We start from the raw sequence: 12157 nt of genomic DNA on the forward strand, positions 1-12157 counted from the left end.
CGTCAGAGAGGAACGCCGATGAGCCCGGGACACGAGGAAGCGGACGAGCCGGTCACCGCGGGACACCCCGACGCGCCCGCGGGGTCGACGGAGCCCTTCGCGGACGTCACGGTGGTCATCTCCGGTGACGGATCCGCCGCCGTCGACGGTGAACCGGTGCCGGTGGCGGAGGGGACGACGGTCGACGCCGCGATCCTCGACCTGCTGCACACCCGCGCGAGCGACCGCGGCAGCGCCGTCACGGCAGCGATCTCGGATCCGGCCGCGGGGTACGTGGCGTACGTGGAGGTCCTCCCGGACGGCTCCAGCACGCTGCGCGAACAGCTGCAGGAGGTCCCCGGACCGCTCCCCGCCGAGGACGGGCCCGCTGCCGGAGCGGAGTCCGGCACCACGCGCCACGCTCCCGGCCCGGCTCACGAGGACGGCCCCCTTGACGTCGACGTCGACGAGGCGTCGTACGCGCTGCCCGAACCCGAGGGGACACCGGTCGTCTCCCGCGTACCTCCGCCCTCCGTCGCGCCCGCGCCCGCCCGCACGCCCGGCTCGCGCCAGTCGGACGACGAGTTCGAAGGCCCCGGACTGCTCGGCAGGCCCCTGGTCGTCGGGCCCGTGGCGCTCGGTGTGGCCGCCCTGGTCGTCGTACCGCTGGTGATCCTGGGCAGCGGCGGTTCCGGCGACGGCGGGAACCGGGAGGAGACCGCCGCGCGCACCAGCGGCTCGCCCTCGGCCGCGAGCTCGGCCCTGAAGCCGTCCTCCCTCCCGATCCCGCCCCCGTCCGCCTCGCCGTCCGTCTCCCCCTCGGCCACCGGCAAGGGCAAGGGCGAGGACGCGGACAAGAAGAAGCCGAAGCCGACGGGCACGTCGCGGACGAAGGGAGCCGGCCGGGTCACCGTCACCATCACGGCCAGGCCCCCGGCGGCCACCACCACCGTCACCGCGAAGCCCCCGCAGGACACCGCGGCCACCGCCGTGAAGCGGCTCGCCGCGAGCGACCCCTCCGGACGGCACATCTGCTACCGCGCGTACGTCTCCGGGCAGGGCTGGCAGAAGCCGGTGTGCGACGGCACGATCGCCGGCACCTCGGGCCAGAACCGGCCCATCAAGGCCCTCAACATCGCGGTGCACGGCGTCGACGGCTCGGCCGCCAACGCCTTCCGGCACGCGGCGAAGCCGGTGGACGGCCGCGGCGAGTGGCAGCCGAGCTGGACGGCCGTCACCGGCGACGGGAAGAACTTCACCATCGGCAGCGCGCGACGGGACGCCCCGAACATGCTGGGCTTCGCCATGAACGTCGGCAGCGGCGAGATCTGCAACACCGTGCGCCTGCGCGGGCAGAGCTGGGGCGGGCGGGTGTGCAGCAAGCCCCGCCCCGACTTCACCTTCGGCGGCACCCTGGACAACGACGTCTGGCTGGAGGCCGTGAAGCTCACGGTGTGACACGGCACCGCCCCGGCCGGCGGTCGCCGGCCGGGGCGGAGGTCGCACCGCGCCCGGAAGGGCCGGGACCGCGCCGGGTCCGGCAGGGTCAGGGCGCGGCCGGTGCCTTGGGCGCGCCCGTGAGCTCCTCGCCCGCCTCCATCGGGTGGGTCACGTCGTGGGCGTCGCGGCCGCCGCGGCCCAGGTGGTTGAAGACGAGGTTCAGCAGCACCGCCGCCACGCAGCCGGTGGAGATGCCGGAGTCCAGGACGATGCGGGCCGTCTCCGGGAAGGCGTGGTAGAAGTCCGGCGCGGTGATGGGGATGATGCCGACGGCCAGGGAGACGGCGACGATCAGGACGTTGTTGTCCTTGTCCAGACCCGCCCGGACCAGGGTCTGGATGCCGCTGGCGGCGACCGAGCCGAACAGGACCACGCCCGCCCCGCCGAGCACCGGGCGCGGTACGACGGCGATCAGCGAGGCCGCCATCGGGCACAGCCCCATCAGCACCAGGAAACCGCCGCCCGCGGCGACGACGTACCGGCTGCGGATCCTCGTCATGGCGACGAGGCCGATGTTCTGCGCGAAGGCGCTGCACATGAAGCCGTTGAACAGGGGGCTGATCGCCGAGCCGAGGGTGTCGGCGCGCAGGCCCGCTGCGATGGTCCTCTCGTCGGCCGGGCGGTCGACGATCTCCCCGAGGGCCAGCATGTCGGCGGTCGACTCGGTCATCGACACCACCATCACCACGCACATCGACAGGATCGCGGCGAGCTGGAACTGCGGGGCGCCGAAGTGGAACGGCGTCGGGAAGCCGACGACGTCCGCGTCCGCGACCGGGCCGAAGTCCGTGACGCCGAACGGGATCGCGATCAGGGTGCCGGCGACCAGGCCCAGCAGCACGGCGATCTGCTTGACGAAGCCGCGGGTGAACCGGCGCAGCAGCAGCACGATCAGCAGGGTCACGCCCGCGAGGCCCAGGTTGGTCGCCGAGCCGTAGCCGTCCGCTGCCGGATCCGGTCCCTGTGCCCAGCCGAAGGCGACGGGCAGCAGCGATATGCCGATGAGGGTGATCACGGAGCCGGTGACGACCGGCGGGAAGAAGCGGATCGCCTTGCAGAAGACGGGGGCGGCGAGGAAGCCGAGCAGTCCGGCGACGACGACCGCGCCGAAGATGACCGGCAGGGCGTCGGACTTGTCCTCGGTGGAGGCGACGATCGCGGTCATCGGGGCGACACCGGCGAAGGTGACGCCGTTGACGAACGGCAGCCGGGCGCCGATCTTCCAGACGCCGAGGGTCTGCAGGAAGGTGGCGAGGCCCGCGGTGAACAGGCAGGCGCCGGTGAGAAAGGTCAGGTCGGTGGCGGAGAGGCCGATGGCCGCGCCGACGATCAGGGGTGGGGCGACGACTCCGGCGTACATGGCGGCCACGTGCTGCAGGCCGGTCGTCGCCATCTTGAGCGCGGGGAGTTTTTCGTCAACGGGGTGGTCGGCCACGGCGGCGTCCCTCCGGTCGGTTACACGGCTGTGCCCGGGGGCCGCCGTGGGTGTCAGGGAGGTGGTGCGGGGTGGTCGTGCGGGACCGGACATGCGAGGGGACGGTGGAGTGACCGTTCCGGGGCGCGAGCGATCGACGCGCACGCCCCGGAGACAGCCGCCGCGGACCCCGCTCGGGTCCACGGCCGCCGGCCGGGAGCCGTCCCTCCCGGCCGGAGTATCCGGGTGGTCAGGCCTGGGCGGCGATCCGCGCCAGGCGCTGTGCCTCGTCGCGCGTGGCGCGGGCGATGGCGTCCTCGTCGGCGGTGAGCAGGCGTCCGTCCTCGACGATCTGCCGGCCGTTCACGAACGAGGCGGTGACGGGGGCCGCCGCGCCGAGGACCAGGGCGGTGACCGGGTCGGCGATGGAGGCGTGCGCGAGGGTGTCCATCCGCCACAGCACCAGGTCGGCGAGCTTGCCGGGCTCCAGCGAGCCGATCTCCGCGGCCCGGCCGAGGACCTGGGCGCCGCCGAAGGTGCCCAGGCGCAGCGCCTGGCGGGCGTTGAGCGCGGCCTCCTTGTGGCCGCCGAGGCGGTTGATGAGGAGGGCGTTGCGCAGCTCGGTGTGGAGTTCGCCGGACTCGTTCGAGGCCGTGCCGTCGACGCCGAGGCCGACCGGGACGCCGGCGGCGAGCATGTCGGGGACGCGGGCGATGCCGGCCGCGAGGCGGGCGTTGGACGACGGGCAGTGCGCGACGCCGGTCCTCGTGCGGGCGAAGGCGGCGATGTCGGAGTCGTTCATGTGGACGCAGTGCGCCATCCACACGTCCTCGCCGAGCCAGCCGGTGGACTCGAAGTAGTCGGTCGGGCCCATGCCGAACAGCTCGTGGCAGAACTTCTCCTCCTCGACCGTCTCCGAGCCGTGGGTGTGCAGGCGCACGCCGAGGCGGCGGGCCAGCTGCGCGCCGTCGCGCAGCAGCTCGGTGGAGACGGAGAAGGGCGAGCAGGGCGCGACCGCGACCTGCGTCATGGCGTCGAAGGACGAGTCGTGGTGGCGGCGCACGGTCTCCTCGGTGGCCGCGAGCGCGCCGTCGAGGGTCTCCACGGCGAAGTCCGGGGGCAGGCCGCCGTCCTTCTCGCTGCGGTCCATGGAGCCGCGGGCGAGGGTGAAGCGGACGCCCATGGCGCGGGCGGCGCCGATGATCGCGCCGGAGAGGTCGCCGGAGCCCTGCGGGAAGACGTAGTGGTGGTCCATGGCGGTGGTGACACCGCCGCGGGCCATCATCGCGAGCGAGCCCTGGGCCGCCGCGCGGACCATCGGCTCGTCGATGCGCGCCCAGGTGGGGTAGAGCGCGACGAGCCAGTCGAAGAGGTTGTGGTCCGTGGCCAGGCCGCGGGTGATCCACTGGTAGAAGTGGTGATGCGTGTTGACCAGGCCGGGGGTCACGAGGTGGCCGGAGGCGTCGATGCGGCGGGCCACGTCCCGCAGGCCCTCGGGGGCGGGGCCCGCGCCGAGGGACTCGATGCGGTTGCCGGCGATGACGACGTGCCCGGAGGCGTACTCGGTGTCGTGCGCGTCGACGGTCGCGATCGCACAGTTCTCGATGACGATGCGCCGGTCTGCTGCCATGGTTCGTCCTTTGCGCTGATGTGGAGAGGGCACGGCAGGACCCCGGGGGTTTTGAGTGCCGTGGCCGGGAGACGGGTTCCCCCGGCCACGGGTGCCGAAAGGAGGAACGTCAGAGGTTGGTGAGGTCCACCGGGATGAGCGGCTCGCAGCCCTCCCGCAGGATCGTCGCCTCGATCAGGCCGTAGGGGCGGTCGGCGGCGTAGTAGACCTCGTTGTCGTTCTTCAGGCCGAACGGCTCCAGGTCGACCAGGAAGTGGTGCTTGTTGGGCAGCGAGAAGCGGACCTCGTCGATCTCGCTGCGGTGGTTGATGATCCGCGCGCCCATCTGGTACAGCGTCTGCTGCAGCGAGAGCGAGTACGTCTCGGCGAAGGCCTGGAGCATGTGCTTCTTCACCTGCTCGTAGGACTTCTCCCAGTGCGGCATGCGCTCGTCGTCGTCGGTCCAGTTGAACCGCCAGCGGCCCGACACCTCGGTGGCCAGGATGCGGTCGTAGGCCTCCTTCAGGGTCGTGTACTTGTCCTTGACGTAGCCCCAGAACTCGGAGTTGGTGGAGTTCATCACGACCAGGTCCTTCAGGCCGGAGATCACCTCCCACTTCTCCCCGTCGTAGGTGATCTGCGTGAGGCGGGTCTCCTGGCCCTTGCGGACGAAGGAGTGCTTGACCTCGTCGGCGCCGATGAACTGCGAGTTCGCGTCGGAGGCCTCGATCCGCTCCCAGGCGTACTCCTCGATGCGGATGCGCGCCCGGTGGATCGGCTCCTGGCTGGTGACGAAGTGCCGGGCGAGGTGGATGCCGAACTGCTCGGCGGACTCGATGCCGTGCTCCTTGGCGAAGGCGAACACCGTGTTCTTGGTGGTGTCGGTGGGCAGGACGTTGGTGTTCGAGCCGGAGTAGTGGACGTCGTCCATGTCGCCGCTCAGCGCCACGGACACGTTCAGGTCCTTGATGTGGTGGGTGGCGCCGTCCCGCGTGATCCTCACGACTCGGTTCTCGGCCTTGCCGTACTGGTTCTGTCCGAGCAGGACAGGGCGGCCGGGGCGGGAATTGACGGTCATTTAGCTAGCTCCCTCGGTATACGGAGTAGCCGAACGGGTTGAGCAGCAGCGGTACGTGGTAGTGCTCGCCCGGGACGACGGCGAACGTGATCGCCACCTCCGGGAAGAACACACCGGCGCCGCTGTCCCGATTCGCGGGGGCGTCCTGCTGCGCATCGGCTTGCTTTGTCTCGAAGTACGGTTCGACCGCGAAGTCGAGCCGTACGTGGGTGGTCCCCTCCGGCAGCGCCGGCAGGTCCTTGCACCGTCCGTCCCCGTCGGTCGCGGAGCCGCCGAGGTCCTGCCACGCGGCGTCGCGGCCGGCGCGGGCCGCGAGCCGGACGGCGACGGCCTCGGCGGGCCGGCCGATGCTGGTGTCCAGGATGTGCGTGGACACCGAGGCGGTGGTGCTGGTGCTCATGGTCGGGCTTCCTCTTCGACGAGTCGGGCCAGGCGGATGCGGTTGATCCTGCCCAGCTCCGTGCGGACGATCTCCCGCTCCCGCTCCGGCGTGTTGCCGATCCGCTCCCGGACCGCGTCGCGCATCTGCTCGCCGGTGCGGCCGGTGGCGCAGATCAGGAAGACATGGCCGAACCTCTCCTGGTAGGCGAGGTTCAGTTCCAGCATCTCCGCCTTGAGCTCCTCGGAGGCCCCGGCCATGCCGCGCTGTTCGCGGGCGGAGGTGGGGTCGCCGGGCTTGGGGCGGCCGATGGGCGGGTGGCCGGCCATCGCCTCGGCGAGGTCCTGGGCCGTCAGGTCCGCCGTGGCGGCGTCGCTCGCGGCGTACAGCTCCTCGACGGTGGCGTAGGGGCGGGCGGCGAGCAGGTGTCTCGCCCACCGCGTGGAGGTGCACGCCTCGTGGAGCGCGGTGAGGGCCGCGTGCTCCTCCAGAGTGTTGAACCGGGCCAGGCCCGGCGGCGTGGAAGTGGACGTCACGGGAGCCTCCGTGGCCGGATGCGGCCGTCGTGCTGAACGGGCGTGCCGATAGCTAACGCCCTCCCGCGACAGCGAGTCAACAGTTTGTTGAAAATTCGCGACGGGGAAACAGCGCGGAAACCGGGGGGCGGCGGCACGGCCGGCCGAGGCGGGGAAGCGGCCGGGAAAGGCCCGGTCAGGACCCCTTTTCCCGGTTCAGGTAGTTGTAGACGGTGAAGCGGCTGACCCCGAGGGCGCTCGCCACCGTCTCCACCCCGTGCCGCACGGAGAAGGCGCCGCGCGCCTCCAGTATGCGCACCACCTCCTGCTTGGCCTTGCGGTCCAGGTCGGCCAGCGGCATGCCCTTGCGGCGCTCCATGGCGGCCAGGATGTGATCGAGGGAGTCGGCGAGCTGCGGCAGCCGTACGGCGACCGTCTCGCGGCCCTCCCAGGACAGCACGACATCGTCGGGGCCGGCCTCGTCGGGGGGCAGCATCTCCCCGCCCATGGCGTCGACCAGGGGCTTCACGGCCGCGATGAAGGACTCGTCCCCGGCACCGGTCACGCCCCGTCCTCCTCGACCACGTTGACCTGGAGGGTGATGCGGGTGGCACCGGCCTCCAGGGTCCTGCGGAGCAGCGCGTCCACGGCGGTGAGCACCGCGTCGGCCCCGCCCTGCGCGGTGTTGCCGAACGGGCCGACGTCCACGGCGTCCAGTTCGGCGGCCTCGACGACCTCGCGGGCGACCAGCGCGTGCGCGGGCGCCTCGTCCAGGTCGAAGGGCTCGGTCGTGAACTCCACCCTCAAGCGCATGGTGCCCCCTGACTGTGCCGACTCGGACCCACCGGGCCCGCCACGAGGCGACCCTAGCCGACACGGCCCCCTTGACAAGCGGGGAGACCCGACGGCAGTCTTCCGTTAAGCAGAAAGCAACTTCCACAATACGAAATACAGCGGAAGGGAGCGCGGCCCGATGGGATTCGCAGACCAGCGCTTCAACGTCAACCTGTCGATCCTCTTCACGGAACTCCCGCTCCTGGAGCGCCCCGCGGCCGCCGCCGCGGCCGGCTTCACCGCGGTCGAGCTGTGGTGGCCCTGGACCGGCACACCCACCCCCGAGCAGTCCGAGCTCGACGCCCTGAAGCGGGCGATCGAGGACGCGGGCGTACAGCTCACCGGGCTGAACTTCTACGCCGGGCAGCTGCCGGGCCCGGACCGCGGCGCCCTGTCGGTGCCCGGCGCGGAGTCGGAGCGGTTCCGCGCCAACATCGACGTGGCCGCCGGCTTCGCCGCCTCGCTCGGCTGCACGGCCCTCAACGCCCTGTACGGCAACCGCGTCGAGGGCGTGGACCCGGCCGAGCAGGACGCGCTCGCGCTGGAGAACCTGGCCCTCGCGGCCCGGGCCGCCGACCGGATCGGCGCGGTGCTGCTGATCGAGGCACTGAACAAGCCCGAGTCGCCGCTGTACCCGCTGGTGTCCGCGCCCGCCGCCGTCGAGGTCGTCGACCGGGTCAACGCGGCCACCGGACTGGGCAACGCGCGCTTCCTCATGGACCTCTACCACCTGTCCATGAACGGCGAGGACCTGCCCGCGGTGATCGAGCGGTTCGCCGCGAAGACCGGCCACGTCCAGATCGCCGACAACCCGGGGCGCGGCGCGCCCGGCACGGGCTCGCTCCCCCTGGACGACCTTCTCGACCGGCTGAAGAAGGCGGGCTACGACGGCTGGGTCGGCCTCGAGTACAAGCCGGGCGACCGCCCGAGCGCCGAGGCCTTCGATTGGCTGCCCCGCTGACCCCCTGCACCGAAAGGCACCCCATCATGAGCAGCACTCTCCCCAAGGTCGCCTGGATCGGCCTCGGCATCATGGGCTCCCCCATGTCCGAGAACCTGATCAAGGCGGGTTACCAGGTCACCGGCTACACGCTGGAGCAGGACAAGCTGGACCGGCTCGCCGCGGCGGGCGGGACGGCCGCCTCCTCCATCGCCGAGGCCGTGCGGGACGCGGACGTCGTCATCACGATGGTGCCCGCCTCCCCCCAGGTCGAGGCCATCGCCTACGGCCCCGACGGCATCCTGGAGAACGCCCGGTCCGGGGCGCTGCTGATCGACATGTCCTCGATCACCCCGCAGACCTCCATCGACCTCGCCAAAGCCGCGGCGGACAAGGGCATCCGCGTCCTGGACGCCCCGGTGTCCGGCGGCGAGGCCGGCGCGATCGAGGCGGTGCTGTCCATCATGGTCGGCGGCGAGCAGGCCGACTTCGACGAGGCCGAGCCGGTCTTCCAGGCCCTCGGCAAGACCATCGTGCTGTGCGGCCCGCACGGTTCCGGCCAGACCGTGAAGGCGGCCAACCAGCTGATCGTCGCCGTGAACATCCAGGCGTGCGCGGAGGCGGTGGTCTTCCTGGAGAAGTCCGGCGTGGACCTCAAGGCGGCGCTGGACGTCCTGAACGGCGGCCTGGCCGGCTCGACCGTGCTGACCCGCAAGAAGGACAACTTCCTCACCCGGGACTTCAAGCCGGGCTTCCGGATCGACCTGCACCACAAGGACATGGGCATCGTCACGGACGCCGCCCGCACCGTCGGCGCGGCCCTGCCCGTCGGCGCCGTGGTCGCCCAGCTCGTCGCGTCCCTGCGCGCGCAGGGCGACGGCGGCCTGGACCACTCGGCGCTGCTGCGGGCCGTGGAGCGGCTCTCCGGCGCGCAGCTCTGACCCTCGCTCTCCAAGGGTCCCCCTGCTCCGGGCGGTGCCGCCGCTGACACCTGTCCTGTCGCGCCCAAAGGGGCGGCACCGCCCGGTCCACCCATGCCCACCGCTTCAACAAACTGTTGACGCTCCGATCGCCCCGACCCTAGGCTCCACAAAGCGGAAACATTTTTCCGCTGCCCTCTCGTACGGAAGGTCACGATGTCGCAGCGCGTGCTCACCACCGAGTCCGGCGCCCCCGTCGCCGACAACCAGAACTCCGCCACCGCCGGCGTCGGCGGACCGCTCCTGCTCCAGGACCAGCACCTGCTGGAGAAGCTCGCGCGCTTCAACCGCGAGCGCATCCCGGAGCGCGTGGTGCACGCCCGCGGCTCGGGTGCCTACGGCCACTTCGAAGTGACCGACGACGTCACGGACTTCACCCACGCCGACTTCCTCGGCGAGGTGGGCCGGCGCACCGAGGTGTTCCTGCGCTTCTCGACCGTGGCCGACAGCCTCGGCGGCGCGGACGCCGTGCGCGACCCGCGCGGTTTCGCCGTGAAGTTCTACACGCGTGAGGGCAATTACGACCTCGTCGGGAACAACACCCCGGTCTTCTTCATCAAGGACCCGGTCAAGTTCCCCGACTTCATCCACTCGCAGAAGCGCGACCCGTTCACGGGCCGTCAGGAGCCGGACAACGTCTGGGACTTCTGGGCCCACTCCCCCGAGGCCACGCACCAAGTGACCTGGCTGATGGGCGACCGCGGCATCCCGGCCTCGTACCGGCACATGAACGGCTACGGCTCGCACACCTACCAGTGGACCAACGCCCGCGGTGAGGCCTTCTTCGTCAAGTACCACTTCAAGACGAACCAGGGCATCCGCTGCCTGAGCAGCGAGCAGGCCGCCGCACTCGCGGGCAAGGACCCGAACTCGCACCAGACGGACCTGCTCCAGGCCATCGAGCGGGGCGTGCACCCGTCCTGGACGCTGTACGTGCAGATCATGCCGGCGGCCGAGGCGGCGGAGTACCGCTTCAACCCGTTCGACCTGACCAAGGTCTGGCCGCACGCGGACCACCCGCTGCGGCGCGTGGGCCGGCTGGTCCTCGACCGCAACCCGGACAACGTCTTCGCCGAGGTCGAGCAGGCCGCGTTCTCCCCGAACAACTTCGTGCCGGGCATCGGCCCCTCGCCCGACAAGATGCTGCAGGGCCGGCTGTTCGCCTACGCGGACGCCCACCGGTACCGCCTGGGCGTCAACCACACCCAGCTGGCCGTCAACGCGCCCCGGGCCACCACCGCCGAGAACTACGGCCGGGACGGCCTGATGGCGTCCAACCCGCAGGGCCGGTACGCGAAGAACTACGAACCGAACTCCTACGACGGCCCGGTCGAGACCGGCCGGCCGCTGTCGGCCCCGTTCGCGGTGCACGGCCACACCGGCACCCACCCGGCGCCCCAGCACACCAAGGACGACGACTTCTTCCAGGCGGGCGAGCTGTACCGGCTGATGTCGGCGGAGGAGAAGTCCCGTCTGGTCGCGAACATCGCCGGGGGCCTGTCCCGGGTCTCCCGCGACGACGTGATCGAGAAGAACCTCGCGCACTTCCACGCCGCCGACCCGGAGTACGGCAGGCGCGTGGAGGAGGCGGTCCGCGCGCTGCGCGAGGACTGAGACTCCCTGCCCGTGTCCGACCGCCCGCGGCGGCCCGGATGAGGGGTGGCCGTCCCGGACACGGACACGGGCAGGGCGCGGACCGCGGCGGGCGCGAGCCAGTGCGGTGGTGAAGGGGTCAGGACCGGCTTCTCGACCTGAGGGAAGCCCGCTCCGGATCCCGTCGCACCCGCCGCGGTCCCAGCACACGCTTCCCCTCCCCCCCCCCGACCCCGTCCGGCGGCGCGAACGTCCTGTCGCGCCCAGCCTCGCGCCGCCGGACGGCCATCCCGCCCCGGGGTGCGCGACCGCGCCGGTGGCGGCAGCCTGAAGGCATGGCACCTCCGACCGAGCATCCGCATGTCGTGGTCCACGCTCCCGCCCTGGACGGCTCCCGGCGGGTCACGCTGGGCGACGAGCCCCTGGGCGTCGCCACCCACGTCGACGACGTGTCGGAGATCCTGCGGCTGGCGGATCTGTACGTCACGGACGTCGAGGACAACGACCTCGTCGAGTGGCAGGGCGGCGGCCCGGACGACTGGCCCGGGCTCTCGGAGCACCACGGCGCCTGAGCGCGTACGGCACCGGCCGTACACCGCGTACGACACCCTCAAATCAACCTCTGAACCCGGCCCCGGGGGCTTCAACAGCCCCCGGGGCCGGGCACATTCTCGGCACACGGGGCCCGCCGGCACGGGGGCGGCGGGCCCCGGTACGGGGGTGAGTCATGAGCGACGCGGTCCGGCTGGAGCCGCACGAGATCGCACTGCTGGGGGACGGCCCGCGGGCCGCCGTCACCGTCGCCGTGGTGGACCTGCACCTGCGGGGCCTGGCCGAGGCCGGTCCGCCCGGGACGGTGCGCAGGGGCATCGGGGACGCTGTGGAGGGCCTGCGGCCGCCGTCGCCCCTGGCCGAGGCGGTGCACACGCGCCTGCGGGAGCCCGCCGGGCTGAAGACCCTGGTGAAGGACCCCGGCATCCGGCTGGCCGTCGCGCTGATGCGCGTCCCGCTCGCGGACGCGGGCCTGCTGCGCCACCCGCTGCTGGGCCCGACGCGCGCGGCCCGCCGCCAGGTGCGCGACCTGCGGCGGACCCGGCCGCTGCCCGCGAGCAGGCACGGCCTGAGCCATGACGACCGGCTGCTGGCCGTGGCCCTGCACGGCGAGCCGGCCCTGCGGCTCCTGCTGCCCCGCTTCGCCCTGCGCGCGGGCCTGGTCCGCCGGGCCGAGGTGGGCGGCAAGGCACTCCTGAGGCACTCGCCCCGCGGCACGGGCGGCGGGGGCGGGGGCGGGAGCGTGGGCTACTGCGGCGGGGGCGGCGGCGGGGGCGGGGAGTGA

At 72.2% G+C, this 12157-nt stretch carries 13 protein-coding genes; 6 read left to right on the forward strand and 7 right to left on the reverse strand.

Annotated elements, in window-relative coordinates; translation table 11 throughout:
- Positions 1-18 precede the first annotated feature (18 nt).
- On the forward strand, positions 19-1437 hold the full coding sequence (locus ACF07N_RS18195; protein WP_392113826.1) for a hydrogenase expression protein HypA: 1419 nt from the start codon (positions 19-21) through the stop codon (positions 1435-1437).
- Positions 1438-1525: 88 nt separating this feature from the next.
- On the opposite strand, the gene ACF07N_RS18200 is transcribed toward ACF07N_RS18195, so the two are convergent.
- From ACF07N_RS18200 to ACF07N_RS18230, 7 genes are all read right to left on the reverse strand, one after another.
- A complete protein-coding gene (locus tag ACF07N_RS18200; protein WP_392113829.1) occupies positions 1526-2914 on the reverse strand; it encodes a nucleobase:cation symporter-2 family protein in 1389 nt (462 codons plus the stop codon).
- Positions 2915-3143: 229 nt separating this feature from the next.
- Complete coding sequence (locus ACF07N_RS18205; protein ID WP_392113832.1) at positions 3144-4523, reverse strand: 8-oxoguanine deaminase; 1380 nt, start codon at positions 4521-4523, stop codon at positions 3144-3146.
- A 109-nt stretch (positions 4524-4632) separates the two neighbouring features.
- Entirely contained in the window at positions 4633-5580 is a 948-nt protein-coding gene (pucL, locus tag ACF07N_RS18210) for a factor-independent urate hydroxylase (RefSeq protein ID WP_392113835.1), read from the reverse strand.
- Positions 5581-5584: 4 nt separating this feature from the next.
- A complete protein-coding gene (gene uraH / locus ACF07N_RS18215; protein ID WP_392113838.1) occupies positions 5585-5980 on the reverse strand; it encodes a hydroxyisourate hydrolase in 396 nt (131 codons plus the stop codon).
- On the reverse strand, positions 5977-6495 hold the full coding sequence (gene uraD, locus ACF07N_RS18220; protein ID WP_392113841.1) for a 2-oxo-4-hydroxy-4-carboxy-5-ureidoimidazoline decarboxylase: 519 nt from the start codon (positions 6493-6495) through the stop codon (positions 5977-5979). The genes uraH and uraD overlap by 4 nt, the downstream gene beginning before the upstream one ends.
- 175 nt (positions 6496-6670) lie before the next feature.
- Positions 6671-7039 (reverse strand): helix-turn-helix domain-containing protein, encoded by a 369-nt coding sequence (locus ACF07N_RS18225; protein WP_383331014.1) that lies wholly within the window; start codon positions 7037-7039, stop codon positions 6671-6673.
- Positions 7036-7287: a hypothetical protein gene (locus ACF07N_RS18230; RefSeq protein WP_383331017.1), complete on the reverse strand. Its 252-nt coding sequence runs from the start codon at positions 7285-7287 to the stop codon at positions 7036-7038. The genes ACF07N_RS18225 and ACF07N_RS18230 overlap by 4 nt, the downstream gene beginning before the upstream one ends.
- 160 nt (positions 7288-7447) lie before the next feature.
- Here ACF07N_RS18230 and ACF07N_RS18235 point away from each other — a divergent pair, with 160 nt between their 5' ends.
- The 5 genes from ACF07N_RS18235 (at position 7448) to ACF07N_RS18255 (ending at position 12157) form a co-directional block, all read left to right on the forward strand.
- A complete protein-coding gene (locus tag ACF07N_RS18235; RefSeq protein WP_392113844.1) occupies positions 7448-8269 on the forward strand; it encodes a TIM barrel protein in 822 nt (273 codons plus the stop codon).
- A 26-nt stretch (positions 8270-8295) separates the two neighbouring features.
- Entirely contained in the window at positions 8296-9189 is an 894-nt protein-coding gene (locus ACF07N_RS18240; RefSeq protein ID WP_362277674.1) for a 2-hydroxy-3-oxopropionate reductase, read from the forward strand.
- Positions 9190-9384: 195 nt separating this feature from the next.
- Entirely contained in the window at positions 9385-10842 is a 1458-nt protein-coding gene (locus tag ACF07N_RS18245) for a catalase (RefSeq protein WP_392113847.1), read from the forward strand.
- Positions 10843-11156: 314 nt separating this feature from the next.
- Complete coding sequence (locus tag ACF07N_RS18250) at positions 11157-11393, forward strand: hypothetical protein (protein ID WP_392113850.1); 237 nt, start codon at positions 11157-11159, stop codon at positions 11391-11393.
- Between the two features lie 155 nt (positions 11394-11548).
- Positions 11549-12157, forward strand: coding sequence for a TIGR04222 domain-containing membrane protein (locus ACF07N_RS18255; protein ID WP_392113853.1), 609 nt, complete (start codon positions 11549-11551; stop codon positions 12155-12157).

The sequence above is a fragment of the Streptomyces sp. NPDC015242 genome (genome assembly GCF_043079125.1).
Lineage (GTDB): Bacteria > Actinomycetota > Actinomycetes > Streptomycetales > Streptomycetaceae > Streptomyces.

Bases quoted from the DNA above. Each gene is read 5' to 3' on its own strand.
- ACF07N_RS18240 (WP_362277674.1), top strand. From the start codon at position 8,296: ATGAGCAGCACTCTCCCCAAGGTCGCCTGGATCGGCCTCGGCATCATG.
- uraH (WP_392113838.1), bottom strand. From the start codon at position 5,980: ATGAGCACCAGCACCACCGCCTCGGTGTCCACGCACATCCTGGACACC.
- ACF07N_RS18195 (WP_392113826.1), top strand. From the start codon at position 19: ATGAGCCCGGGACACGAGGAAGCGGACGAGCCGGTCACCGCGGGACAC.
- ACF07N_RS18250 (WP_392113850.1), top strand. From the start codon at position 11,157: ATGGCACCTCCGACCGAGCATCCGCATGTCGTGGTCCACGCTCCCGCC.
- ACF07N_RS18245 (WP_392113847.1), top strand. From the start codon at position 9,385: ATGTCGCAGCGCGTGCTCACCACCGAGTCCGGCGCCCCCGTCGCCGAC.
- ACF07N_RS18235 (WP_392113844.1), top strand. From the start codon at position 7,448: ATGGGATTCGCAGACCAGCGCTTCAACGTCAACCTGTCGATCCTCTTC.
- ACF07N_RS18205 (WP_392113832.1), bottom strand. From the start codon at position 4,523: ATGGCAGCAGACCGGCGCATCGTCATCGAGAACTGTGCGATCGCGACC.
- ACF07N_RS18255 (WP_392113853.1), top strand. From the start codon at position 11,549: ATGAGCGACGCGGTCCGGCTGGAGCCGCACGAGATCGCACTGCTGGGG.
- ACF07N_RS18230 (WP_383331017.1), bottom strand. From the start codon at position 7,287: ATGCGCTTGAGGGTGGAGTTCACGACCGAGCCCTTCGACCTGGACGAG.
- pucL (WP_392113835.1), bottom strand. From the start codon at position 5,580: ATGACCGTCAATTCCCGCCCCGGCCGCCCTGTCCTGCTCGGACAGAAC.